The sequence below is a fragment of the Bradyrhizobium sp. Arg816 genome (genome assembly GCF_029989365.1).
Taxonomy (GTDB): Bacteria; Pseudomonadota; Alphaproteobacteria; order Rhizobiales; family Xanthobacteraceae; genus Bradyrhizobium.
On sequence record NZ_JAPRAQ010000012.1, the window covers coordinates 1 to 23,252 of the forward strand.

Annotated in this window: 31 protein-coding genes and 2 pseudogenes; 19 read left to right on the forward strand and 14 right to left on the reverse strand. The window is 59.2% G+C overall.

Annotated elements, in window-relative coordinates; genetic code table 11:
• Positions 1-111, reverse strand: a pseudogene (locus OWC48_RS26740) (glycosyltransferase family 4 protein); the annotation flags it as partial.
• Positions 112-245: 134 nt separating this feature from the next.
• A complete protein-coding gene (locus OWC48_RS26745) occupies positions 246-458 on the reverse strand; it encodes a hypothetical protein (RefSeq protein ID WP_282522650.1) in 213 nt (70 codons plus the stop codon).
• Between the two features lie 371 nt (positions 459-829).
• Between OWC48_RS26745 and OWC48_RS26750 the strand changes: the two genes are divergently transcribed.
• Positions 830-1,249, forward strand: coding sequence for a CopG family transcriptional regulator (locus tag OWC48_RS26750; RefSeq protein WP_282522651.1), 420 nt, complete (start codon positions 830-832; stop codon positions 1,247-1,249).
• 392 nt (positions 1,250-1,641) lie between these two features.
• On the opposite strand, the gene OWC48_RS26755 is transcribed toward OWC48_RS26750, so the two are convergent.
• From OWC48_RS26755 to OWC48_RS26765, 3 genes are all read right to left on the reverse strand, one after another.
• Positions 1,642-1,953: a hypothetical protein gene (locus OWC48_RS26755; RefSeq protein ID WP_282522652.1), complete on the reverse strand. Its 312-nt coding sequence runs from the start codon at positions 1,951-1,953 to the stop codon at positions 1,642-1,644.
• A 392-nt stretch (positions 1,954-2,345) separates the two neighbouring features.
• Positions 2,346-2,693: a hypothetical protein gene (locus OWC48_RS26760; protein ID WP_282522653.1), complete on the reverse strand. Its 348-nt coding sequence runs from the start codon at positions 2,691-2,693 to the stop codon at positions 2,346-2,348.
• 72 nt (positions 2,694-2,765) lie between these two features.
• Positions 2,766-2,996, reverse strand: a complete 231-nt coding sequence (locus OWC48_RS26765) for a hypothetical protein (protein ID WP_282522654.1) — start codon at positions 2,994-2,996, stop codon at positions 2,766-2,768.
• A gap of 519 nt (positions 2,997-3,515) precedes the next feature.
• On the opposite strand from OWC48_RS26765, the gene OWC48_RS26770 reads away from it, so the two are divergent.
• The gene (locus OWC48_RS26770; protein WP_282522655.1) at positions 3,516-3,770 is read left to right on the forward strand and encodes a hypothetical protein; all 255 of its coding nucleotides are present in this window, start codon (positions 3,516-3,518) and stop codon (positions 3,768-3,770) included.
• A 227-nt stretch (positions 3,771-3,997) separates the two neighbouring features.
• Positions 3,998-4,219 (forward strand): hypothetical protein, encoded by a 222-nt coding sequence (locus OWC48_RS26775; RefSeq protein ID WP_282522656.1) that lies wholly within the window; start codon positions 3,998-4,000, stop codon positions 4,217-4,219.
• A gap of 376 nt (positions 4,220-4,595) precedes the next feature.
• Here OWC48_RS26775 and OWC48_RS26780 read toward each other — a convergent pair whose 3' ends face one another.
• Positions 4,596-4,949: a hypothetical protein gene (locus tag OWC48_RS26780; protein WP_282522657.1), complete on the reverse strand. Its 354-nt coding sequence runs from the start codon at positions 4,947-4,949 to the stop codon at positions 4,596-4,598.
• A gap of 156 nt (positions 4,950-5,105) precedes the next feature.
• On the opposite strand from OWC48_RS26780, the pseudogene OWC48_RS26785 reads away from it, so the two are divergent.
• The 7 genes and pseudogenes from OWC48_RS26785 to OWC48_RS26815 all read left to right on the forward strand — a co-directional run bounded on the left by OWC48_RS26785 (position 5,106) and on the right by OWC48_RS26815 (position 8,412).
• Positions 5,106-5,346 (forward strand): annotated as a pseudogene (locus OWC48_RS26785) (PilZ domain-containing protein).
• A gap of 107 nt (positions 5,347-5,453) precedes the next feature.
• Positions 5,454-5,846, forward strand: a complete 393-nt coding sequence (locus OWC48_RS26790; protein WP_282522658.1) for a response regulator — start codon at positions 5,454-5,456, stop codon at positions 5,844-5,846.
• An 8-nt stretch (positions 5,847-5,854) separates the two neighbouring features.
• Positions 5,855-6,232 carry a response regulator gene (locus OWC48_RS26795; RefSeq protein ID WP_039151950.1) on the forward strand — a complete coding sequence of 126 codons (378 nt, stop codon included), beginning with the start codon at positions 5,855-5,857 and terminating at the stop codon, positions 6,230-6,232.
• 247 nt (positions 6,233-6,479) lie between these two features.
• Positions 6,480-6,656 (forward strand): hypothetical protein, encoded by a 177-nt coding sequence (locus OWC48_RS26800; protein WP_282522659.1) that lies wholly within the window; start codon positions 6,480-6,482, stop codon positions 6,654-6,656.
• 423 nt (positions 6,657-7,079) lie between these two features.
• Entirely contained in the window at positions 7,080-7,469 is a 390-nt protein-coding gene (locus tag OWC48_RS26805; RefSeq protein ID WP_282522831.1) for an NUDIX hydrolase, read from the forward strand.
• A gap of 277 nt (positions 7,470-7,746) precedes the next feature.
• Positions 7,747-7,965: a DUF6894 family protein gene (locus tag OWC48_RS26810; protein WP_282522660.1), complete on the forward strand. Its 219-nt coding sequence runs from the start codon at positions 7,747-7,749 to the stop codon at positions 7,963-7,965.
• 174 nt (positions 7,966-8,139) lie between these two features.
• A complete protein-coding gene (locus tag OWC48_RS26815) occupies positions 8,140-8,412 on the forward strand; it encodes a hypothetical protein (protein WP_282522661.1) in 273 nt (90 codons plus the stop codon).
• Positions 8,413-8,561: 149 nt separating this feature from the next.
• Here the strand turns inward: OWC48_RS26815 and OWC48_RS26820 are convergent, their stop codons facing one another.
• From OWC48_RS26820 to OWC48_RS26840, 5 genes are all read right to left on the reverse strand, one after another.
• Complete coding sequence (locus OWC48_RS26820; RefSeq protein WP_282522662.1) at positions 8,562-8,774, reverse strand: hypothetical protein; 213 nt, start codon at positions 8,772-8,774, stop codon at positions 8,562-8,564.
• Between the two features lie 269 nt (positions 8,775-9,043).
• Positions 9,044-9,208, reverse strand: coding sequence for a hypothetical protein (locus OWC48_RS26825; protein WP_282522663.1), 165 nt, complete (start codon positions 9,206-9,208; stop codon positions 9,044-9,046).
• Between the two features lie 1,133 nt (positions 9,209-10,341).
• Positions 10,342-12,597 carry a response regulator transcription factor gene (locus OWC48_RS26830; RefSeq protein ID WP_282522664.1) on the reverse strand — a complete coding sequence of 752 codons (2,256 nt, stop codon included), beginning with the start codon at positions 12,595-12,597 and terminating at the stop codon, positions 10,342-10,344.
• A 281-nt stretch (positions 12,598-12,878) separates the two neighbouring features.
• A complete protein-coding gene (locus OWC48_RS26835; RefSeq protein ID WP_282522665.1) occupies positions 12,879-14,285 on the reverse strand; it encodes a TAXI family TRAP transporter solute-binding subunit in 1,407 nt (468 codons plus the stop codon).
• Positions 14,286-14,353: 68 nt separating this feature from the next.
• A complete protein-coding gene (locus OWC48_RS26840; protein WP_282522666.1) occupies positions 14,354-14,977 on the reverse strand; it encodes a response regulator transcription factor in 624 nt (207 codons plus the stop codon).
• Positions 14,978-15,206: 229 nt separating this feature from the next.
• Here OWC48_RS26840 and OWC48_RS26845 point away from each other — a divergent pair, with 229 nt between their 5' ends.
• From OWC48_RS26845 to OWC48_RS26855, 3 genes are all read left to right on the forward strand, one after another.
• Positions 15,207-15,560 carry a nuclear transport factor 2 family protein gene (locus OWC48_RS26845; protein WP_282522667.1) on the forward strand — a complete coding sequence of 118 codons (354 nt, stop codon included), beginning with the start codon at positions 15,207-15,209 and terminating at the stop codon, positions 15,558-15,560.
• A 133-nt stretch (positions 15,561-15,693) separates the two neighbouring features.
• Positions 15,694-16,038, forward strand: a complete 345-nt coding sequence (locus tag OWC48_RS26850) for a DUF1236 domain-containing protein (RefSeq protein WP_282522668.1) — start codon at positions 15,694-15,696, stop codon at positions 16,036-16,038.
• 91 nt (positions 16,039-16,129) lie between these two features.
• Positions 16,130-16,543: a hypothetical protein gene (locus tag OWC48_RS26855; protein WP_282522669.1), complete on the forward strand. Its 414-nt coding sequence runs from the start codon at positions 16,130-16,132 to the stop codon at positions 16,541-16,543.
• Between the two features lie 80 nt (positions 16,544-16,623).
• Here OWC48_RS26855 and OWC48_RS26860 read toward each other — a convergent pair whose 3' ends face one another.
• Complete coding sequence (locus OWC48_RS26860) at positions 16,624-16,902, reverse strand: hypothetical protein (protein WP_282522670.1); 279 nt, start codon at positions 16,900-16,902, stop codon at positions 16,624-16,626.
• Between the two features lie 364 nt (positions 16,903-17,266).
• Between OWC48_RS26860 and OWC48_RS26865 the strand changes: the two genes are divergently transcribed.
• Together OWC48_RS26865 and OWC48_RS26870 are read left to right on the forward strand one after the other, a co-directional pair.
• Complete coding sequence (locus tag OWC48_RS26865; protein ID WP_282522671.1) at positions 17,267-17,491, forward strand: hypothetical protein; 225 nt, start codon at positions 17,267-17,269, stop codon at positions 17,489-17,491.
• 218 nt (positions 17,492-17,709) lie between these two features.
• Complete coding sequence (locus OWC48_RS26870) at positions 17,710-17,979, forward strand: hypothetical protein (protein ID WP_282522672.1); 270 nt, start codon at positions 17,710-17,712, stop codon at positions 17,977-17,979.
• A gap of 451 nt (positions 17,980-18,430) precedes the next feature.
• On the opposite strand, the gene OWC48_RS26875 is transcribed toward OWC48_RS26870, so the two are convergent.
• Positions 18,431-18,649 (reverse strand): hypothetical protein, encoded by a 219-nt coding sequence (locus OWC48_RS26875; protein WP_282522673.1) that lies wholly within the window; start codon positions 18,647-18,649, stop codon positions 18,431-18,433.
• Positions 18,650-18,703: 54 nt separating this feature from the next.
• Complete coding sequence (locus OWC48_RS26880) at positions 18,704-19,777, reverse strand: AraC family transcriptional regulator (RefSeq protein ID WP_282522674.1); 1,074 nt, start codon at positions 19,775-19,777, stop codon at positions 18,704-18,706.
• A 307-nt stretch (positions 19,778-20,084) separates the two neighbouring features.
• Here OWC48_RS26880 and OWC48_RS26885 point away from each other — a divergent pair, with 307 nt between their 5' ends.
• The 4 genes from OWC48_RS26885 (at position 20,085) to OWC48_RS26900 (ending at position 23,145) form a co-directional block, all read left to right on the forward strand.
• Positions 20,085-20,474: a VOC family protein gene (locus tag OWC48_RS26885; RefSeq protein WP_282522675.1), complete on the forward strand. Its 390-nt coding sequence runs from the start codon at positions 20,085-20,087 to the stop codon at positions 20,472-20,474.
• A 75-nt stretch (positions 20,475-20,549) separates the two neighbouring features.
• Positions 20,550-21,692 carry a 3-keto-5-aminohexanoate cleavage protein gene (locus OWC48_RS26890; RefSeq protein ID WP_282522676.1) on the forward strand — a complete coding sequence of 381 codons (1,143 nt, stop codon included), beginning with the start codon at positions 20,550-20,552 and terminating at the stop codon, positions 21,690-21,692.
• Positions 21,693-21,905: 213 nt separating this feature from the next.
• On the forward strand, positions 21,906-22,559 hold the full coding sequence (locus tag OWC48_RS26895; RefSeq protein WP_282522832.1) for a carboxymuconolactone decarboxylase family protein: 654 nt from the start codon (positions 21,906-21,908) through the stop codon (positions 22,557-22,559).
• 52 nt (positions 22,560-22,611) lie between these two features.
• Positions 22,612-23,145 carry a hypothetical protein gene (locus OWC48_RS26900; RefSeq protein ID WP_282522677.1) on the forward strand — a complete coding sequence of 178 codons (534 nt, stop codon included), beginning with the start codon at positions 22,612-22,614 and terminating at the stop codon, positions 23,143-23,145.
• The last annotated feature ends 107 nt before the right edge of the window (positions 23,146-23,252 follow it).

The following is a 23,252-nucleotide window of genomic DNA, read 5'->3' on the forward strand; positions in this document are numbered from 1 at the left end:
GTGTCCGAGCTCGACCAGTTCGTCCACCAGCCAGGCGATCACCCGCTCTGTGCCGCCATAAAGCTTTGGAGGGACGCTTTCGGCCAAGGGGGCGAGCTGGGCGATGCGCATCGGCGCCTAATCCCCCGACGCGCATCGCAGCGCCAGCACGACGGTCGCCGAAATGAGAGACCAGATGGCCAGCAAGGTCCAACTGGGTCTTGTGCTTCCGCGAGCCATCCGCGCGACGAACATCTGCATGCGCGTCAGCATTCGTCCGGGGGAAGCCGGTGCAGATAGGCAAGGCCGAAGCCTGTCAGTTCTTCGGAACCGCTTTCTCGCTCTTCTCCTCTTCGTTGTTGTAGGTGACGCTCGAGCAGGCAGCGGCGGCTGTCTGATCCATCAACGCCGGGACGCGTCGCCCTGAAGATCGACCACGCCGCGTCTGCGGCCCTTTTGACCGTAACCTCGTCCACCATTCTCACGCTCCGGCGACTCGGATCCAATCACTGGCAACTCAACTTGCTCCGTAAAGTTTCCAGTTTTTCCCGAACGTACAGGCTCCCTTTGGGCGGGGCATCCGCGCGCTGCTACGGCAGGGCTCGTTCAAGATCTCAAGCGGAAGTAGGTTCGTCGGCCTCCCATGCCGGGGCCGGAGCAAAACGAGCGCAACCATCCGGCCATGCCCGCAGGCGCCTCTGCTCAACCGACTCGATTGTCGTCGGGGAGGTCTTCCCCGCAGCGGAAAAGGCCGGCACTTTACTTAAAAGTTCCATCCCGCGCCCCTCTTGTCAGGATGGCGTACCAGCCATATCCCATCCATACAGATGGCGCAAGGATGGCGAGACGAATGCCCTCGAATGTTCAAGAACTGAGGCCGAAGCCTCCGGAAATTGAAAAGATCACCATCAATCTCGGCTTCGTCGACCTGGGCCACGTCGATCTGATGGTGAAGGAGGGGTTCTATTCGAACCGCACGGATTTCATCCGGACGGCGATCCGCAATCAGCTCGAGCGTCACGCCGACGTAGTCAAGCAATCTACCGCCCGTAAAGGCTTGGATCTCGGCCTCCGGAATTACACGCGCGCGGATCTCGAAGCGGCGCGGCGAGCCGGCGAGTTGCTGCACATCAATGTGCTTGGCCTTGCCAGCATCGCGCTGGACGTCACGGCCGAACTCGCCCGCGCCACCATCGGCTCGGTTTCCGTGCTCGGAGCCCTCCATGCCACTCCCGCGGTCAAGGCCGCTCTCGCCGACAGAACAAGGTGAACACGATGTTGAATCACGACACGCTGCGCGAAGCGACGCGTTTGACGCGAGCGGGGCAACTGACCGAAGCCACGGCGCTGCTGCAGCGCATGTTCAAAGGCGACCATGCGCCCGCTGCGGCATCGCCCGTCCCGCAGCTCGTGGTCTTCCAGGCGGCGTTCCGCCCAGCATCGACCTCAAGTCTGCCCGCGTCGGCAGGGCCGACCTCCAAGCTCCGGCTACCACGGCACGTCGGCACCCGCCGCTGTTCGATCGGGCCAAGGACGGCACCTGGCTTGGCCTGCGGGGCGCCAAGCACGCGCCTGCTTCGATCACCGACATCGTGCCGGAAGGGACGAAGTTCATCGACGGCACCTACAGCAACGAGGCCGGAAGCCGGATCTACAAGCTGTTCATCCCCAGCGGCTACCAACGAGGTCAGGCGGCGACCGAAGGTCAGCCGAGAGCGTGGCGGTGCGGACGACACCCTCCTTCCAGCCGACGCCCGCAATCAACAGTAGGTCGGACGAGTCTGGACGATATTGAAGAACCTTTACGTGGTGGATTTCCACGGCTCGGGCAATTTGGAGCACAGCTTGGTCCAAAAAACGCTCGACATCGGCGTCTTCCATCGAAAGACGACCAATATCGACCAAAATGCGGATGTGGCGCCGGAGTTTATCCAGGGCGTGGCCTTTAGTCGCTTCGGTCGAGCGGTCTTCCATTAGCCTCTAACTTCTTGCCTGCCGGATGGTGCCTAAGCGCCTTAATTCCGTCGAGCATGCCACCAAGGGGGCGGCTTCCGCTTTGACCCTCTAAGCTGACGTTAGGAGTACACGCCGCTCAGATCGAGCCTCTCACCGCAGATCCGGTCGCGAATGATCCAAGCCCGTTGGGCGCCGGTGACCCGATGCGGGTGTCGCTACGCCACCGTTGGCTGGGGCCGCGATCCTGGGGCCGGCCAGCAGAAGACCGCTCAGGGAAAAAAGGCGGCCTCGCACGATTTCGCTCGACGTCGGCCGTCTCCGATTCGAGGCTGCCAGGGCCGGCTCGATGAAGCCGGGGAAGGGCGCCTTGACGCCCAGCGCTTCCGGCGTTTTTCGCTGGAAGGCCATCGCTACACCAGGCGAAGACTGAATTGCTGCAGGTCTTGTGGTGAGTAGCGATCCACAAACTCCCGCAGGTAGGACGGCACGTCGCTCAGTTGCAGATTGCAACGACGCTGGATCTCTCGGGCGATGTCCTCGGAAACATCTTCCGACCACCGCTCAGCTGGGTTGAAGGCGACAACCCGGATCGGCTTGCGATATTCTCCGGCAAGCAGATCCTGGATGACGATTTCTACCGCCCTCTCCAAGTCTGCTTCGCACCAGTCGCTGCCATTGCGACCGAAGTTGTCTGGAACCAGGTAGACAGTCTCGCCGCCGTTCGGGGCGATCGACAGAAGCCATCGGAAATGAGGCATAAGCAACTCACGCAACGGAACCGGGATTCAATTTGAACAAGCAAAGAAGAGCTAGGCGGCTCTTCACGTGCGCTAAGATCTGGACGTTCGCTTAATCCTGATCTCTACAAAGCCTTTCAGAATACTGCGAGCCGACAGTGAGTTGCCGGGAGGAATCACCCGAACCCACCCTTCTTCAGGATTTGCCGCAGTGTATTCGATCTGCTCCGCATCGTTCAAGAAAACGCGGATCTCGAATCCGTCAAACATGATTGCAATAATTGCGATAGCCTTGTTCGTCGCAACTTCTTGCAACCGGTCCATGAAACTGCGGCTTTCCGATCAAGAGCTACCCGTCTTCATTACCAACGCGTGCCACGACAGCAATGCTGCGACAGATGGAGCCGTTCCTAACTTCGGGTCCGGCCGGCACCACTTTCGCCGCGCAGGCAAAATTCGAACACGGTACGCATACGCCGCAGATAGGGTGTGAAGCCGGTAGAAGAAGGGGCCGCCTTTGTGGGGCGCCCTGTCCAAAGTCTATCGACGCCGGTCAAAAAATAGGTTCGAGGAAAGCCAGCCCGGGAATGAAACTACTAAGGATACAAAACACCGCGCCCGGTTGGGGGAATGAAAGCAGCGTTTTGTTTAAGGAATTTTTCGTCGCTGCAGTTCCGCGAAACCCGCAGCCGCGCATGGGCAGCACCAAGTTTAATCCAGCACGCTATACATTTGTTAGAGCCTGCGATGAATCCCGGGGCGGAGGTGTGTACCGGTGCCCAGCGTTGAGTCGGCGCATCGGTAGCGGTCCCGGCGTCCCTCCTCAGCCAGCCCCGGAGGCGCTTGGCGCCGCTCACATCCGTATGGGCGCCTCAGTGCCGCCAGCCGTCCTTGTCGAAGGCGCCAACTGAGGCGGCCTTACTCGTCGATCTCGCGGAGCTTGTCTTCCAGTTCCCGAACGAGCGTCTGGATACGCTCATGGGTCTCTGGGTCGTGGGCAAAACGTTTGGCTATTTGCCGATAGCGGAGTATCCGCATTTCCAGCTCAACGCGTTCGTTCTTGGACTGCACGGCACCAATTCCATCACCTTTCTTTAAGTATGCCGGAACAGCCGTTTAGTTTCGATTGTGGCCACCGCCCGTCTCCCGAAAGCTAAGCCGTCGCGCTTGGACGAGGCGCTCAGGATATTGAGGAGTACTTCCGAGAAATCATCAGAAGTTGCGCCGAAGATTGATTTAAGGCCGCCTCGTTGGCGCCGCCGCCCGTCAGTCATCGACCTTCGCCCGTGTATGTTTACAACCCATGAAGGGAAAGGGCGTTCCTCATGGCAGACCGCTTTGTCGTTCGGTACGAGCATCCCAAGAACGGCCGATTCATAGTGCTGGACACTTCAACAGATCAGCCTGCAGTCACGCCGGACGAGACGCCTTTAACTGGACTCTCTCATTCAACGGCAGAGGTTGTGGCCGAAAAGTTGAACAAGGGCGAAGCTCCGCCCGCCCTCAATCGTAAAACAGGCAGCAGACTGCGCCTGCACATGGCTTGAAAGAATCGAAAGTTGAGAGCTGCCTGGTCCCCCTGCTTGGGCCCCAGCATCGGGCCGGGGGGCTTGATGATGCTGGGGCCTCCGGACAGGCTAAGCCTCGTGGGACAGAGGCAGTCACCGCACACACAAGCCATCCGCCTACAGAGCGGTTCCAGTGTGGCCGAAACTCCCCGCGCCTGTGTCCTGATCGCAGCAGTCCTTACAGATTCGAAGCCTTAGCCCAGTCTCCGTGCGAAACTGGAGCATATTTCGCGTTTCGGAGGGGAAGACCGATGCGCTTGTATTGCCTATGTCGGAATTGGCGTGTGTGTCGCTACCGCAACTTGGCTCGCGCTTTACCTTCAGGTGTTGGCGTACCCTTAGAAGCAGGGCCCCCTCAGGCAACGCGAAGCGGCAATGACAGCTGGAGATCGAAGGCCATCGTCGAATTAAGGGCGATGAAGGCTTGCAGCTTGGTCGAAACCTCGGCATCCGTATTGAGGGCACGCTGAACCACGACGTCGGCAACCTCGGAAGTTGCGTCTCTGGACCGGCCCTCAATGGCGTTGAATGCGACGATCCGGACCGGATAGGCATAGTCGCCGGAAGGGACGAGGTGGACCACGGTCTCAAGGTCGGTGTCAGCCTCGTCAGTCTCGCGCCAGGCGCAACCGGCGCGCGCGCCGAAGTCTTCGAGCACCAGATAGATGTCGCGGTCGAGGGGGTCACCCGATGCTTGCTTGAATGACAAAGAGCAGCCTGACTATTTTGCCAAGTTTTCCCGAATTAGTTACGTCCTCTTAGTGGTTGGGGATACAAGGCGGGATAGGTTCGGGTTTGCCAAATGCCGACAGAAAAAGAGCAAGAAGGCCGCTGAGTCTCCTTCGAGCATCCGTTGCCCGCGCAGATGATGGCTCGACGGCACTTGGCGTCGCGCCTGCATGCTTAGGGATGTTTCAGACGTCGGAGCCAGACTTCAAGTTGAGACCTCGATTGAGGGATAGACCCTCAACGAGTTCTTTCTTCTGCTTTCCTCCACCGGACTGGCCTACCGCCGTTGTCAGCTCGACCGGGTCAACGGCGAAGAACTGGAGGTCAACTTCCTCCGTCAAAAAGCTAAGGCCAAGAGATCCTCTGACAGGGACTGAACCATCGTCTCTGGAGTTTGCCGAATTTTCCCAGTAGCTCGGGAACTTTCTCCTTGTGTGCACTTTGTAACGTCCAGTGCTCATGCGCCAGGGGAGACTTTGCCGAAATGCTACCTATAGTCCTGGTGATTGAAGACGACGATACGATCCAGGGCATCGTCGAAGATGCTTTGAGCGAGGGAGGCTTTGAGGCCGCCATCGCCACGACCGGCGAGGAAGCGGTGACGCTGCTCAAGGGGCGGCTTGTCGCCTACCGCGCTCTTGTCACGGACATCAATCTCTTGGGAAGGTTTAGCGGCTGGGAGGTCGCGCGGGCGGCACGCGATGTCGATCCCAATTTTCCCGTAGTCTACATGTCGGGCGTAGCAGCCCACGAATGGCCGGCACAAGGTGTTCCCAACAGCATAATGCTCCAGAAACCCTTTGCGCCGGTGCAGCTTACGACTGCGATCTCTCAGCTCCTTAATGGGCTCTCGGTGGCCGGTTCGAGCAGAGATTGAGGCAAGTCATGACGCAAGCATCGATACTCCTTGTCGAAGATGAAGCGCTCATTCGAATGATGCTTGTCGCGATGGTTGAGGAATTGGGGCACAGAGTCATCGCCGAGGCGGGAAGCGTAGATGAAGCGCGACCTCTTGCAGAACGCGAGAGCTATGATCTCGCGATCCTCGACATCAATTTGCAAGGCATCAACGTGCAGCCAGTTGCCGAGGTAGTGAGGGGCCGGGGGCTGCCCTTCTTTTTTTTGAGCGGGTACGGAAGTGCAGGTCTGCCCGACGGATTTGAAAAAATGCCCGTCCTCGTCAAACCCTGTACGCCGGATGCGCTCAAGCACACAATCGATGCTGTCCTACCGAACGGAGACAGACCTCGGGGAGCAGCGTAAATTTGGGGGGCCTAAGGGACGGCCGCCCAAGTCGTTCAGGGCACGAGGTCTGGCATATACTCATGCAGAGCTTCGTTCTGAACTGTCACAAGGCACCTCAGTGTCGCCAGCCGTCCTTGTCGACTTCCACGCGAAAGCCCTCTGGCATGCGCGGCACTTCACCCTCGCCAGTCACGTTGCAGGCCGGGCAGGGCGCGCCAGCCCCACCACAGGTGTAGGCACGCGGGCCGTCCCAAGGGAGGAATCAATGAGCGTCTTTGTTTACGTGAACACCGCGAAACAGATCGGTGACGTCGAGCACCTCAAGATCTTTGCGACCGAAGACGCTGCCAAGGATTGGCTTGACGAGAACGACCCCGAGGGGGTGGCCTTCGAGTACGAGGTGTTTGGGTCCGCCACCGGCAACCGAGAGGCCGCCGACTGAGGCGGCCTTACTCGTCGATCTCGCGAAGCTTGTTTTTCCAGTTTCCGAACTAGGTCTTTGATGCGCTCGGCCCTCTCTGGATCGTGAGCAAAGGGCCGGGCCATTTGCCGACAGCGGGTATCCGCATTTCCAGCTCAACGCGCTCGTTCTTGGATTGCTCGGCACCCACCAATCCCACCACCTTTCCTTAAGTGTGCTGGAACAGCCGTTTAGTCCGATTTAGGGCTGCCGACCGGGCGGTACTGGGCAGTTCGGTTGTGGCGCCGCGGGCTCCGCCTGCGGCGGGCGTGGCGCAGACGTCCGGCCGGACTTCAACTGCAACGCCGTGGGGCCGACCGGCGGCATGGGGTATCGGTAGGCACCGTTTGGAATAAAGGACCACCCAGCTATAATCGCTGACGATTCTTCATGGCATCAGTTGAAATGGCAAAGGCATCTAAGCTCGTTGCAGCCAAACGTGGCAAAGTTCTTTTGGTGAGGCGCCGGTCGGACGGCCTGTGGATGTTCCCGGGCGGCCGTAAGCGTTCGCGCGAGTCCGAGAAGGACTGCCTGCGGCGGGAGATCAAGGAAGAGCTGCCGAAGCTGAAGCTCGGCGGGATCAGCCTGTGGAAGGAAGTGAAGGCCAGGAATAAGCGCTCCGGTCGCAAGATGAGCGACGCGATCTTCATCGCGAGAAACGCCAAAGGGAAACTAGCAATCGGCGACAAGAAGGAAATCGACCGCGCCGTGTGGCAAAAGCCCCGTGGGGTGCCGCTGACGCCAACATCACGCTTTATTCGCGACCGGCTATTTCCTAGAAAATCGAAACGGTGAATTACTGGCCGAGGCTGGGCTGCCTTTCGAGGAGCAGATAGAGGCAGACGGCCGCATTCAATACGACGTTCTGGAGTAGGCCGTACCGGCGGGCTTCTTTTTGCGCACTCTGCACAACATTTGTGCTCCACGATCGGCGCGCTAGGGCGTTCATAGTTTGTGCGGGTCCTTGGTGCGACACCTCGTTCGCGCGAGCCTCGCGCCATCCATCCGCGAGCCCGCGCTCCCTAACGGTGGGCGGGGGCTTTGCTTTGGCATCCGTTGGACATCATGTTCCATGCCGCTGTTTTCGTTCAAGCTCATCAATTCCCACTTTGTCTCGGATTTTGGAGTGCATGACCTGCCGAGCGAAACGGACGCACCGATAGAGGCAATCAGACTTGCTCGGTCACTGCGCGAAACTCGCCCGGAGCTGGTCGGCCGTCGTTATTCGATCTTCGTCAGTGACGATGATGGCAGAGGCGTGTGCACCATTCCCCTGGATGTTATCTTGTGACGGGGCTGATCGGGCCCGCCAGCGTGAATCGGCGGGCCCGGTCTTTAGCGCCTTGGCAGGCAGCTTCCACCTGAATTTGTAGGGCAGATTTTTTTCTAACCTAAGTTAGTTTTTTCTATGCCCAGTGTCGACTAACCCCAATTTTTCTGCGCGTAGAGCAAAGGGGGCGGCCGGGTGGTTCAACAACTGGGACTGGAGGATTGGGCCTGGCAAATCGCGGCCGACGTGTATCGCTTGAATCTGTATAGCCGACTCACCGGACGAGCGGACCCGGGGGGCGCCGTATCGGACGAACAGCTTGCCAGAGCAATCCGCGAAAGCTTTACTCAAACGAACGACGCTGCTTATCGAGAAATGGTTGAGTTGGCGACCGATGCCGCTATATCGGCCTTCGATCGCGTCGTCTCACGCAATGTCAAACAGGCGCGCGCTCAAGTAGCGAACTAGCGGCTCGTCGGCGGACGATGGCTAGCCTGCAACGCAAGAGAAACCCGCCGACCTTGTGAGCCGGCGGGCTTATCTCTACCGCCTCAGCCACCGGCGGCACGTCATCATCCGCTGCCCGTCGCGCGTCCTGTGCTATCGGCCATCGAAGATTAGGACAGTTTATGCCGCCGGACTTCTCCCGGTTTCATGTTCAATGACGCTGCCTGCTCGGCCGATAACTCACGTTCTATCAAACTAACGGTCCAGCCCTCGGGAATGGCGTCGAGCACTTCTTCGACAGCCCTGTCGCGATCGGTCGCCGCAAGCCAAATCTGACGTTCGCCGCTGTCGGTGATGACACGTAGCAAATGAACCTCTTTCATCCTCTAATAAACACAAAAATCGGCTTTTGTTTCTACGCCCCCGTACAGGGGAATTAAACCGCTACCCTCGCCCGTTGAATGAAGAGGTCGACAGGCATCAAGCGTGAACAGCTTTGATAGGCCGTCGACCTTCTTGCGCATCTGCTGACCACTTTTTCCATGCCAGGGTAGGACCACACTTTGGCGTGGGCCTTGCGCTCCCCCTTTTCAATCCGGCGCATGATCATCGGGACACCAAGCTTGGGCAGATGGCTCAAGGCGTCCTCTGCTTACGCATAAAACTGGACGGTCTCGCCATCGAAAGCCTCCCAGAGCGGGACGCTGATCTCCGCACGCCGATCCCGGACGTCGCGAGCGAATTCCGGAGTCTCCGGCATTGCGAAACGCAAGTAGAGGCCGACGCCGACGGCAACGATGCTGAGAAGATACAGCATGCGCCAGCCCCCGCTTAAAAGTGCCTGCTGCGGCATGGTGCTGGTCACAAGACTGAAGACGCCGAGAGAGAGCGCAATGCGATGAAGACACCGGACGCCGCGAACGTACCATAGAATCCACGGCGGCTGGGTTTTTGCTCTGCGAGCAGAAGCGCTGCGCCACCGGATTCCGCTCCGGCTCCCAACCCCTGGATTAGTCGCAACGCGACCAGCGCGATCGGTACCCAGATCCCCACCTGATCAAACGTTGGCAGTAGGCCTATGAGGCTCGACGACACTCCCGTGAACCGCTAGCGTTGCTGCAAGTATCGACTTTCGCCCGATCCGGTCGAAGACAATTCCGCCAATCGGTCTTGATAGGAAACCGACTGCGAAGGTCGCGAACGAAGCAAGCGAACCAGTGACGGGCGACAGTGTCGGAAAGAACAACGGTGCAAATACCAGTGCCGGGTAAAGCCGTAGAGACTGAAATCATAACATTCCAGGGCAGATCCAATCAGGGCTGTGACGATCAGGCGGGCAAATCGGCGGGCTTTTGTCTGCATGCCTCTGGGGCGTCGGCATGCTTGCCTTCCGATTTGGCGGGCGGCTTCTGCCTAACTTGGCACTCCCCCATCAGATATGGAGAGAGCATCGGTCGACACCCGATGCTTCATGCGCTTGGGCATCCACTAGAAGGATTGGAGGCAATCTGAAAACATTCGGCTCGGTCGCGAGCTGGACTTTTGGCGTAGCTGCTTCTGTTTACAGCGGCGGACTGTTTTGCGGCGCAACACCCTTGCCGGGCCGCTCGATAGCTGCCGCGCCGCCGGGTGAGCGCGCTGGGGCTCGAACCCAGGACCCCGTGATTGTAACTACGGCGATGTGTGCGACCCTATCAGGGAGTTCATGCGCCGAGTTTTTTCACCATATCAGGTCCATTGCTGACACATGTCGAGGTGAGCTGCTGCCGATGGTCGAGCGGGCGCACCTTCGGTCGAGATGACGTGTCTCGCTTTCGTTTTAAGGCTCGAACGTGCGCCGGAACAAGCCGGCGATCCGAAACGTTTGCCCATTTTCCTATTGATCACCGCAATCATCCCGAAACGACGGCCTACCCTCCAGCCGCGGCCGACGATTCGATCAGTATATTGCTACACAATCAAATCGTGAGCCGCATGGAGACTGGCGTGCCCCGAGTGATCGTGCTGCGCAGCTGAAAGATTAATCGCGTCAGTATCCTGAACGGGCACCGGCCCCTCGTGTGGGACGACATGCTGACCATCTCCAAGTGCTTTTTCGCTTCCATGGCCCAGCTGCTGTAAATCAAGAATTTCTGAAGAAGCATTTGTGGCGCCATTCTTGAAATGAAAGGAATCGCCAAGTTCGGTGCCAACCGTTGATTTGGCTTGACCGGCGTCGTTGGAAGAAGGCCGTTCCTTCCCTTCAGACTTAACCTTCAATGCCGAATGTGCGTCGGTGGCAGGGTTTTCGGACGCCGTTGGCAAATCGTGCTTCGGGTTGCCGATATTCAAAGCATCCGCCTGTGGATACTGGCCGTGTTGCTTGCCGGCCGCGGAGCCTTCTTGCGAAGTCAACAAGCCGTGCGCCTTCCCGTTATTCGAATCTTCTCCCGGAGCCTCATGCTTGGCATGCCCCTTGGCGGCTCCGGAGCCGTTGTCGGAATCATCCAGGCCCTTCTGCGATTGACCGTGATTTAAACCGTTTCCCGAGGCCTCATACTTGGCGTGCCCTTTGGCGGCTCCGGTACCGTTTTCGGACGCATGTAGGACCTTCTGCGATTGGCCGTGATTTAATTCGTCTCCCGAGACCTCATGCTTGGCGTGCCCCTTGGCGGCTCCGGTGCCATTGTCGGAGTCATGCAGGGCCTTCTGCAATTGACCATGATTTAATTCGCCTCCCGAGGCCTCATGCTTGGCGTGCCCCTTGGCGGCTCGGGTGCCGTTGTCGAAATCATGCAGGGCCTTGTGCGATTGGCCATGATTTAATTCGTCTCCCGAGGCCTCATGCTCCTTGGCGGCTTCCGAGCTGTTGTCGGAAGCCCGCAAATCCAGTTGCGATCGACCCTGATTGGACCCGTTGTCCCGGCCTGCCTGCGTGGGGTCACGCTGCGGGGCTTCGTTCGCGGCCGCCGCAGCAACGTTAACGGTCCCGGAACCTTGGGAAATAGTGTTCCCTCGGTTGCTGCCGCCCTCCGGGCGGGCATCGCCGACATAAAGCTCGCTGCCGTCTTTGGCTATCGTATCGCCTTGGATGAACTTGAATGCGAACGCCTCATCGTACATGGCCGTGCCGTCGAAATTTGCGAAGCCGGGAAGTGCGGCTGCCAGTCCGTTGGCATCGTTTGCGGCAGATGAAGTGAAGCTATCAGCCGGGCCATCGCCGAAATCGAAGGCTTGCGCGGCGTGGGCGGCACCATCGAGTTCGTAAATCAAGGCTGCGAAAGCTGCAATCATGAAGATGCTGAAGCTGCTCGAACCCGGCTTCGGCGCGTTGAGCGCTGCCTGCGCAAATGAACTCGCGGCAATCTCGACTCCGGGATCGACGAGCCTGCCGGTCGGCGTCGACGTGCCAGCCGCCGCGCCGGCGCGGTCCTTGCTCGCGGCCTTGGCCGGGCTGCCACCCGTTGCTTTTTCCTTGCGGCTGATTTTGATCGTGACGACCTCCGCGGAGCCGTTTGCGGTCATGACCGTGAAACTTTCGGTCGCGGCGTGAGCGGCTGAATCGTCCAGCGCTGCGAGGATCGCAGCTGCCAGGATACTCATCGCGCCATAACGGCGCGACAGGGCGAGCGCGGCGAGCTCCGTTCGGCTGGCGATTCCGAGCTTCTGTCGCGCGTGGTCGATGTGAATCCTAACGATGTCCAGAGAGACACCGAGCACCCGGGCAATCTCACTGTCAGACAAGCCTTCGGCGACGAGATCCATGACCGTTCGCTCGTTGACGGTCAGAACCGCCAGGACGTTATTGCCGAACGAGGCGATTCCATTGGCTTCGTTACCGATCCTCGCTAGGTCGGACCCCGATTTTTCCAGCCTCAAAGACTGCACCACCGCTTCCGGTTTGGCGTTCATTGGAATCGCGCCGCAAGCACCGGTCGCCATTGCCCTGGCAAGATCGCCGCCGGCGACAGTAGCAGTGAAGAACACCAACCGGGATAAGAGGCCTTCGTCGTCCACGACGGCGAGGATGTCGGAGGCGGTTACATCGGTGAACCCGTCCTCCAGCAACACCACATCGGGTGTCAATCTGCGAATGGCCGCAACGCAACTGGCTCCATCGAGACAGCACGCAACCACTTCGAAATCGGGCTGCACTTCGAATAGCGATACAAAACCCTGCAGAACAATGGGACGTCGATCTGCTATCACAAGTCGAACGCGACGCATGGGCTTCCTTCGCTCGGCCTCGCTACAGATGACAAGCGGCGACTCAACTCTGCTCGGCTGATTGGGTTCCTAATTTTCATAATGGAGTTCGTGCGGCGCTTTTTGACGATAGGTTTAATCAGCCCCTCCGTATAGCTCCATATGGTTCGCCCTCACTCGCCGTTCGTCACCGTCGCACCGTTCCAAGTTCGCCCAGGCTTGCTGTAGCTAGGATGTGATTGCTGGTGATCCCGCTCAGGTAAATACTTTCAAAAAACTGCTGTCGATCTTGCAGGGTGCGCCTACCTGCGCGAGGCAAGGGTTGGACCCGGAGTTTTTGCCTGATCGGGCGGGTCGCTCTGCAGCGTCGCTCGCCGTTCGGCGACGGCGTGATCGAACAGTTCAAGAACCAGTCCGAAAGCGGCTAAGTCATCTTGTTCGATCGCTCCATCATCGTAGCACTTCAGTGTTTCGCCGATAATTGCGTCGACTTCCTGTTGCGATGTCAGAAGGTCCTGTTCCGAGCCGACATTGCGAAGCTCCGAAACCACGGCGAGAATCCGGTTGCGATGGCTGGTGGTGTCGTCCCGGTCGTCTCGGTTCAGATAGCGACGCAGCCAGGCGGCGGCCGAGCCGATCCCGGAAAGAAAAAGCAAGGCGAACCAGAAGTAGTCGCTGTACTTGTCCAGAAAGGTTCGCTCGGTCCCGTTGATGACCGCCGCGGCGCCCCGGTGCACTGAGGGAACCGCCTCCTTTTCTGTCTCGGGTTTCGTGATGTGTGCGGCGCCGGCGACACGTTGCGTGATCGTGTCGCGTACCGCAAAGAGCTGCCGGTAGAAGGCCGCCGCCTTGGCTTCTGACAGCTCTTTTCGGGCCAGGATGAGATGGTTGACGCTGATGGTGTCGACTTTGTCCTCGGGCCACGCCGGTTTTGCGTTGAAGACACTGCCCGGAATTTCTTCGGCTTCGTAGCGGGCGTTCTTCAGAGCGATCGCCTCGGATGTGTCGACCGGAAGAAAGTCCGGAGCCCCGCGCGATCGCGAAGTCGCGGCGATCGCGGCGGCAGTGATCTTGCTGTCGAGCGGACTGACGGCGAGATAGGCATCGAGGGTGGCGTCTTGCGCAAGTTTTTCGATATCTTCGGTCCCGAATTGGACCGTCGCGACTTTATCCGGCTCGACTCCGGAGCCCACCAGAATCGTCCGCAGGAGTGCGAGGTTGGCTCCGGTCCGTCCTATAATGCCGACTTTGCGACCCGCCAGATCGGCGATTTCTCCGATCCTGCCGGTGGCCTTCTTCTTGGTGTCTTTGCCCGGTCGCCCGGAGGGCGACCAAAGGACGACGTAGTTCTTCCGCAGGACGGCCAGTGTCTGCGCGTCGGCAGGCATGCCAAGGTCGCCGCGACCGATTGCCAGGTCGGCCTTGCCGGCGCCTAGCAGGGCCAGGGATTCGGCCGCTCCTTCCGTCGTGATCGGGGAGAGCTTGACCATCCTGCTTTCCTCTTCGAAAGCCTCGGCCATCGCTTGGACCACCTGATGATCGTCGCTGCCTGCGGGTCCGACGGCGATCCGGAGGGTCTCGGGCTGCAAGACGTAGAACAGGGTGGCCGCAGCGGCGCCGAAAACAACAAATCCCAACGCCAGCACGATCAATAGCCTTCGTTGGCGTCGATCGTGAACATTCCTGACTGGGTAATCGGACGGCGACATCAGCAGAACCTACGTGAACAAGACGCCTACTTTGGGCTACAAGTGCGCTCACACCGGTCGACGTCTCTTCACCGGTGCAAATCGATCTCGACTGCGATCCGGACGAGGTCGGAGTGATTTCTGGCGCCGAGCTTGGTCTTCAGCGTGGAGGTCGTGTTGGCGACAGTTTTATAGGAGATGCCGAGTTCGGACGCGACTTCTGAGATGCGGTCGCCGCGACCCAAAAGCCTCAGGATCTCAAGCTCGCGTGCGCTCATCTGCGTCAAGGGACTGCCCTTGATCGCGGCGCCCGCGAAGGTCGTCGCTTCAGCCAGACGCGGCGAGACGAAGCGCTCCCCTGCTGCAACCTTCCGGATGGCTTTGACCAGGAGCCGCGGATCATCGCTTTTCGAGACATACCCCTGAATGCCCATGTCGACCGCGCGCACCACGAACGCCGGATCCTCACTCACGCTGAGCATCACGATCTTGGCGGCAGGATCATCCTTGCGGATCCGCCGCGTCAACTCGAAGCCGGTAAGGTCGGGAAGCCTCACGTCCACCACCGTGACGTCGGGATGCTTCTGCAGGAACGCTCGGTGGCCCTCCTTTGCATTGGAAGCCTCCAGGATCTCAACGGAGGGATCCGACGTGAACAAGGACCGGCAGCCCGTCACGACAACGGGATGGTCGTCGACGATCAGTATCCTCATCCCGTTCTGGCCCTCATTACCCGTCCTCGCTTCCTCCAGTTGTGAAGAACGACGCGAGCGCTGGAATGGTTCAATATCCGAGCGTGAGGTCGGGCGATCCGACCGAGGCAGCACGAAGTGCAGCAGGCGTTGGCGGGACCTAAACGGGAGCGGAACCGGCGGTTCATACACCATTCAAGTCTCGGGGCCTAACGAGACCCTGCCACCGGGGACAACTGTGAGGTGGACCATGTCGGGTTCGGGAACTGACTTCGATCCCATTGGAATCGTGATTGATTGGTTGGATGCATGCCGCGAGCGCCGTTTGGAGGACTTGCTGCCGCTCTATGCAGATCAGGCTACGCTTGATTGCTGCAGCGGAGAACGGTTCGTCGGACGGCCTGGTTTGCTTTGCTATTGGCCGGCTAAATTACGCGGCGCAATCGAGCCCGCATTCGAACTGAACGAAATCCATCCGGAGCAGGAATGCGTTCGGCTTTTCTACCGAGATTACGACGGCAGCGCTGTAAGTACGAAATTTTGGTTCGACGCAGGGGGCCGTATCACCAGAACGATTTGCATACCTCTGCTCGGTGCGGGATAGAGGGCGGCCTAGCGATAGGGGATAAGACCAACACACAGATCGGGAAAAAGTGGTAATATTCCATCCTTGCTCAGGAACTTCAGCGCCGTGGTGATGTTTTCGCTGCGTCGCATCTAGCGGCAAGGAGAACATGATGAAAAAATTACTGCTGATGTCTGCGGCCGCTGCGCTGCTCTCGACCGCTGCGATGGCCCAGTCTACGGTTGTAACAACCACCGGCACCGGCCATACCGCCGCCGTGCAAATCGAGCCGGAATACCGCACCAAGATCCGCTCCTATGTGACGGAGCACAAAATTCGGCCCATCGAGAGCCGTGAGAAGATCGTCGTCGGCTCGCCGGTGCCGCGCGAAGTCGAGCTTGAGGCGGTTCCCACCGATTGGGGCCCTTCGCTGACCAGGTACCGGTATGTCTACTCGGGCGAACGCGTGATGCTGGTCGATCCATCGACGCGCACGGTCGTGCAGGAAATCGACTAGATCCTTCGAGGCGGGTCGCTGAAAGAAGCGGCCCGCCTCACGTCAATCCGGCCCGCCGATAATCTGATTCCTTCTTTGCGAGCGGCCGTCCATGCCAATCATTCGATATTTCGTATTCGTCGGCGGGCTGCTGCTGGCGCTGCTCTTCGCTGCGGACCGGTACCTGCCAGCGCCCGTCGAGCGTACGGCTGCGGCCTATCCCGACAGGACCATCATCCGGATCAACTCGGCGAGAAGCCTTCCGGAGAAGATCGTCTTCGACACGCGTCCGCGTGACGATGTGCCGAAGATTGCGCACGCCGACCAGATCGCCGAACCCCAGCAGCAAGTCCGCGAAGCCATGGCCGCTATGCCTGCAGCACCTCCCGCCCAGATCAAGAAAGAACCGCCTATCCGCGTCTACGCGGTCACGCATCCGAAGCGGTCGGCAGGACTGTCCAAAAGGGCGCCCGAACGAAGGCTTGCCTTTGATCGGCAAGACCCATTTTCCGGCGGCTGGAGGTGAGCGGGGTTTTCGCGCGTAAGGCAAAGGGAAAGGCCGCGCCTTTGGGAGCGCGGCCTTTGTTGCGTTTGGATCGACCGGTTTCACCAATGGGGGTGATGCCAGCAGTGCCGCACGGCCGGATAAGATCCGCGGTAGTAGGCATAGGAGGGGCGGACAACACGGCGATAGCGATGGCCGTAGGAGCCCGGCCCCGTGTAGTACGTGGTAGTGTAGCCGCCGCCCCAGCGGTACGGCTCATCGTATCCGTGGTCGTAGGCGTAGGGGCCGCCATAATAGCCCGCTCCATAGTAGTAGCCATAGCCGGGCCCCCAGCCGTAAGCCGAGGAGGCAAGCCCGCCGATCACGGCCCCTGCGACCAAGCCGCCCGCGATGCCGGGTCCCCAGCCGCCCAGCCTGAATGCGCGGCTGGCTATGGAATCGGAGGTCGGACACGACCGTCGCGCAGATCCAGGCCTAGCTTGACCAGGCCAAATGGGAGCTCGAGCAAACAACGATCCGTGCCGTCGGCGACGGCGTTGTTACGATCATGGCCCTGGCGGTTGGAGACCGCGCCATGCCGGCGCGATCGGTAATGTCGTTCGTCGTCACGGACGATATCCTCATCACGGGCATGTTCCCCCCAAACGGATTCAAGACCATCAAGCCCGGCGCCCGCGTCGAGCTCGTGTTCGACGACGTCCCGGCCGCATCCACGAAGCGACGGTCGGGGCCATCCCGCAGGGCGTGGGGCAGGGCCAGATCGCGGTCTCGGGTACGCTGGCGCGCGTCGGCTCGATCGGCGGCGCCAAGGTCTATCCGGCTGTCATTTCCGTACCGAAAACCATCGACCGCAGTCAGCTCAAGCTCGGCATGCCCGGCACCGCCACCGTGTTCGCGGACAACGCCGGCGTCATCGGCTTGCTCATGTCGATCCTGGTGTGGATCGGCTCGTACACGGCATATTTATAGACGCCTCCCTTTCACTGCCGGCTCCAATCGGAAGTCAATCCAGGTGTCCCCGGAGAAAAAATGAGTCTTCGATCTACAGGCGCTACTGCGGGCATCGTCTCGGTCACTCTTCTCGCCCTCTTGTCCTCGGGCGCCCGCGGCTACGCTCAGCAATCGACAGGCCAATTGTTGATATCATCGGGGTAACCCATCGCCGCCACCACGCCGGAGATGTTGAATTGGCTGATGTCGTTTCCACCCAATCAGTTCCAACTGCGGCAAAGGGACGGGCGTCCTACTATGTCTACGCGGATCCCTCCGGATGCACCTGTGCGTATGTCGGCAGCGTGGCCGCCATGAATAAATATCGCGCCAGTTATGGCGCATTGCCGCCAGATACGCTCTTAGCAGGTGGCTTTACGGATCCCGAGCAGAACCTGATCAACAGCATGGACAACGACGAGGCGTCGGCCCAATTCAACAACGACGTGTTCGGTCCGGACTTTTGAATACCCCTATGGTTGACCGGTGAAGCTGGTTACGCTCCAATTGCATGCCAGTGCACAGAAAGAGCGCCTTTCGGCCGGGATAAGTCGAGGGGTGAGACTGGCAAGTCTTTGATTGTTCTCAACCCGTGGCTGTCTCTTAATCAGCGGATCGCAGGTTCGAGCCCTGGTGCGCCCACCAAAGGAAAATCATTATTTTCCAAGACCTTCGTGGAGGGGGTGCCGAGATCAGGCAGTGCAATCACTATGATCGTGCGACGAATGCCCACTTTCGGTCGGATAAGCCCAGTGGTGCGACCAGTAAGTCATTGCTTGTTCTCAGCCCGGGCTGACTCTTAATCAGCGGCTCCATCGGAAGTCTGTGCGACCAACTCCAATCGGCACGCGCGGCCCCGTCACTTTCGGAAGGTCCGCCCTGCGAGAGGCGCTTCTTTATTTGGAAAGAGCTGCCAAGCTATTGATATTTTTGAAGTGCGTTTTGGCCCATTTTTCCAAATGCGCTTTGAAATCGTTGCATAATCAAGCGGGTTTTGATTCCGCCATTCGGAGGTTCGATCCCTCCCGCCCCAGCCAGCTGATATTGCTTGCTAAATTGCCTTTTTGATTGCTTGATTTGGAAACGGTGCGCTGCGCTGCCCGTTGAAGAGAGATCGATATTTCGTTCGTCGCCCATCTCTCATGCTCGCTCTGGACTTGCGCTTGTCGTGGCTGGCCGGGTTGGAGCCGATCAGTTGGCCCGCCATTCACTCGGCGCTGCGCCTGACCAGCGCTGAAACGCATGCGTGAAGCTGCTGGGATCGGCGTAGCCGAGCGCGAGAGCGATATTGGTGACATCCATCCTTGTGCCTGCGAGCAATTGCCGAGCAACTTCGAAGCGTGCTTCGTTGACCAATTGGCGGAAGCTCTTGCCCTCTGCTTGCAGTCGTCGGTTCAGAGTCCGGGGTTGCATGGACATCTCGCTCGCGACCGCTTCCAGCGAGATATCAGGAAAAATCACGCGAGCACGAAGCATGCGGGTCACCGTGTGCGTCACGGTTGGTTGCTCGACGGCCCAATAGGCGGCAACCGCCTTTTCCAATATCTGGCGCAGTTCGCGATCTGCGCCGCGAACAGGACGGCTGAGCAAACTTGTAGGGAAAGCCAATGCGTACTGTTCTGCATCGAACCGCGGTGTAAAGCCGAAGAACCGGCAATAGGGAGCCGTATTGCCGGGGGCTCGACGAGAAAGCAGGATCTCGTCGGGCACCAGGTCCACCAGTTCTCTCGCCATGTTAAATGCCACCGCCATCGCGCCGTCGCTGATTTGCTCGATTGCTTTCAGGCCCGGATGATGGACGGCGTATCCCCAGAAAGCGATGTCATTCTGGATCACCAGATAAGCAACAGCACCGTGCACATAGCGTCGCTGGTTGGTGCATAGATCCAAGATCGCATCCTTGAACGTTGGGGCAGTCCGCATCAATCGTCCTACCAATCCAAGACTGGCGGTCGATGACCGTTGCCCAACGAGAAGTCCGAAATGCTCACATCCTGTCGCAGCAACGCAAGCCTGTACAAGGCGGTCGAGTTCGGCGAACGAGAGTGAATTTTCAGGACTCCGCAGCACGTCAGGATTGATACCGGCACCGACGATCACCGTCGCCGGATCCTGCCCCATGTCCCGCAAGACCTGGGGGAGTTCGACCAAAACTCCGATACGTTGCTGCCCTTCCATCATTGCAACTCGTTGGGAGCCCAGCCCATAGAGAACAGCATCTTCAGCGATAGGAAGTCTTGCCAAATCTGTGTCGTAAAATAGCAAGCAGCCACTTTTGATTTAGATCAAATGGGTGGGGGCGGCGTCGCCCCAGGCTTTGGATTTTCACAATCCAATTGTGCAGCACGGCAGGGGTGCGGCAATGGGTATTGCAAGTGTAAATTTGAGAGCAGCAGCAGGATTGCGCGCGATCGTGCGTTGGCTCCACCTCCGCGCTTCGCTTTGCTGCTGATCACGACTCTCCTCGGGTCTACTGCCGAAGCGCTCGACCAAATATCGCTGCAGCTCAGTTCATGAGTTGCGCACTAGCGACCGCTTGAGATGCGCCGCCAGAAATTGAGGGATTGGATTTATGACCAGCCTCTTGACCCATTTTGAAATCTACGGCGATGACCCCGCAAAACTCGCGCAGTTCTACGCCGGCCTGTTCGGTTGGCAGATCGAAAAGGCGCCGGGCGTCGATTATTGGCGGATTCAAACCGAACCGAAGAGCGGCAACGGTTTCGACGGAGGCTTGACGTATCGCCCCGTGGACGGTCCCGGCTCCTGGCGGAATTACGTAACTGTCGCTTCAGTAGACGCCGCACTCGCCCAGGCGGAATGCATGGGCGCGAGCATTGTACGCCCGAAAACAGCGGTCCCCAGAACCGGTTGGTACGCAGTTCTTGCGGACCCGCAGGGAAATTCCTTCGCCATTTGGCAGGCTGACACCACTGCATTTCCACCGCCGGAACCGGACTAACGCGGCAACCGGATCGTCCGGAGCAATACGGGAGTGTTCGCCGCAACGGGAGTCACATCAACCACGGAGATAAGCATGTACTACACCGATGATTCGATTTTGCCCGAGAACATGGCGCCCCTGATCATCACCGCGGCCCCGTACGGGCCGGAGTGGATACCCGGCGATGCCGATATCCCGGTGACGTGGGATGAACAGGTTCAGGCCGCGGTGGACTGCTATAACGCCGGAGCCACGATGCTCCACGTGCATGTGCGCGATCCCGCCACGGGTCACGGATCAGTGGATTTCGAGCAGTTCAACTACTTCATCGGACGGCTGAAGAAGGCCGTGCCGAAGATGATCCTGCAGGTCGGCGGCTCGATCTCGTTTTCACCCAAGTCGGCCGACGCGAAGGCGAAGTGGCTCGACTATGATACGCGGCATATGCTCACGGAGCTCGATCCGAAGCCGGAATGCGTCACTGTGGCGACCGGAACGACCCAGTGGGACATCATGTCCTGGATGTCGGCCGACGACATCAAGGGGACGCATCTCGAGAACAATCCGAAGGTTCAAGCGGCATGGGCAGGCATGTGGGTTGATGCGGGCCCGGCCTTTTACCTCGAGCACCTGAAGCGGCTGAGAAAGAATCGGATTCAGCCCTACTTCGTCCCGGCTCATGTTCATCAGCTCGAGCTCATCGAGCGGCTGATCCGCGCCGGCGTGTACATGGGTCCCATGAACCTCGCCATTGCCGGTTATGGTGGCGGCACGCTGGGCCGCAATCCCTACCACTGGATGGAATTCCTTCGCCAGGTTCCGCAGGGTGCGAGTGCGACCTTCTGGACCAGCATGCGCGGGCTGATCCCGATCTCCGCCATGGCGATCGTGCTCGGGCAGCACGTGCGTGTCGGCAACGAGGACAATCTGTGGGGCCCGGACAAGGAACGCCGGACCACGGTGCAGCAGATCGAAGGTGCCGTGCGCATCTGCAAGGAGTTCGGTCGCAAGGTCGCGACCGCCGAGGAAGCGCGCCAGATCATGAAGATCGGCGTCTGGTATGACAGCGTCGAGGAGACGCTGCACAATCTTGGCCTGCCGCCGACCCGTAAGGACGGCCAGACTGGCTTCCTGGTATGGGAGACTGACGGCAAGAAGGCGGTCGCAAAGACCGGTGGCGACTCTCACCCCATGGCCTACTGCATGGTGCCGCCGGCGCAGGTGGCGGCGGAGTAGAAGCCGGCGCCGGGCCCTGCGTTTCATCGATGCGGGGCCCGGCAGCATTGGCGAGACTGCGCAGTTCTCATTCGAGGTGCCCAGATGACGCGAAATCAGCGTGCCGAACAGACGACCGCAATCGGTTCGTCGCATCAGTCGGGTCCATGGGATGCAGCAGTTGTGAGTAAGCTCCTCGAATGGGACCCTACCTGGACTCGGGCGTGCGTGAAGATGACCACCAATCCCTGCGCTCGGGAGGTCCTGCCTGGCAAGCTCATTGAGTTGGTCAGTGTCGCCCTCAATGCCTGCACGAACCTCAACCCGGAGGGCACGCGCCGTCACATTCGCGCCGCGCTCGAAGCGGGCGCGACGCGGGATGAAGTTCTCACGGTCCTCAAGATGGCGTCCGCGATGTCGATTCACTCATGCAGCCTGGGTGCACCCATCCTGCTCGAAGAAGCCAAGGCAGCGGGCGTGAGCCCATCGAAGAAACAGGCGCCCACGACGCTGGCCTGCGACAAGATGAAAACAGTAGGACAGTGGAATGCCGCATGGGATCCATTTTACGAGCTCGATCCTGCCTGGACCGATGAATTCATGGCGACCGGAGTCGGAATCTACGGCAACGGCGTGTTCTCTCCCAAGGAGATCGAGCTTCTGAGCATCGCTTTCGATGCGTCCTACACGCACATGTACGCACCGGGCACGCGCCGGCACATCAAAGGCGCCCTCAAAGCAGGCGCGGTAGTGGAAGAGATCATGGAGGTGCTGAAGCTCTGCGTCGTTCAGGGCGTTCAGGCCTGCAATCTCGGAATTCCGATTCTCGCGGAGGAGTTAGAGCGATCGGAGCCAGCAGACACAGATATGTCGGTCGGAAGGAAATGATCTTTGCTGGAGTAAATGGGCCGAGAGGCATTGGGTGTCGGGAGGTCGGACGATGGTCGGCGATCAACTCAACCAATTCAAAGAGAAAGGCCTCAGAGAGCTGAGGAGACTCTTCTGGATATTTGCATATCTCTGGGTCCTGCTCGGCCTATTCGCTCTTCACAAATCGATCATTCTGAACCTGCCCGACCCGTTCTATCATCAGGGGTTCGCAGTCATAAATGCTCTGGTGCTGGCAAAGGTCATCTATTTCGCCGAAGCCTTCAACGTCGCAGACAATCTCAAGAGCAGACCTTTAGTCTACCCGATCACATACAGGTCTGCCGTATTTTCTCTGATGCTGATTTTGTTCCACCTCATTGAGGAGGTCCTCGCAGGAGCGTGGCATGGAAAGCCGGTCGCTGAAAGCCTCGCTGCTTCCGGCGCTGGAAGTGCAAAGGAAATTCTTGTCTTCGGCCTGATCATGTTCGTCGCGTTGATGCCGTTCTTCGCATTGAGAGAAATAGCCAGAGATATCGGCGACGGTAGATTGTTCGAACAGTTCTTTGTGCGAAGAAGCACATATGCTCCGTTGCAATCCCAATAGGCGAAGCATTCGGCCATTCGGAGGTTCGATCCCTCCCGCCCCGGCCAGGTGATATTGCTCGTCAAATCGCCTTCTCCGTTGCTTTATTTGGAAATGGCGCAGTCCGC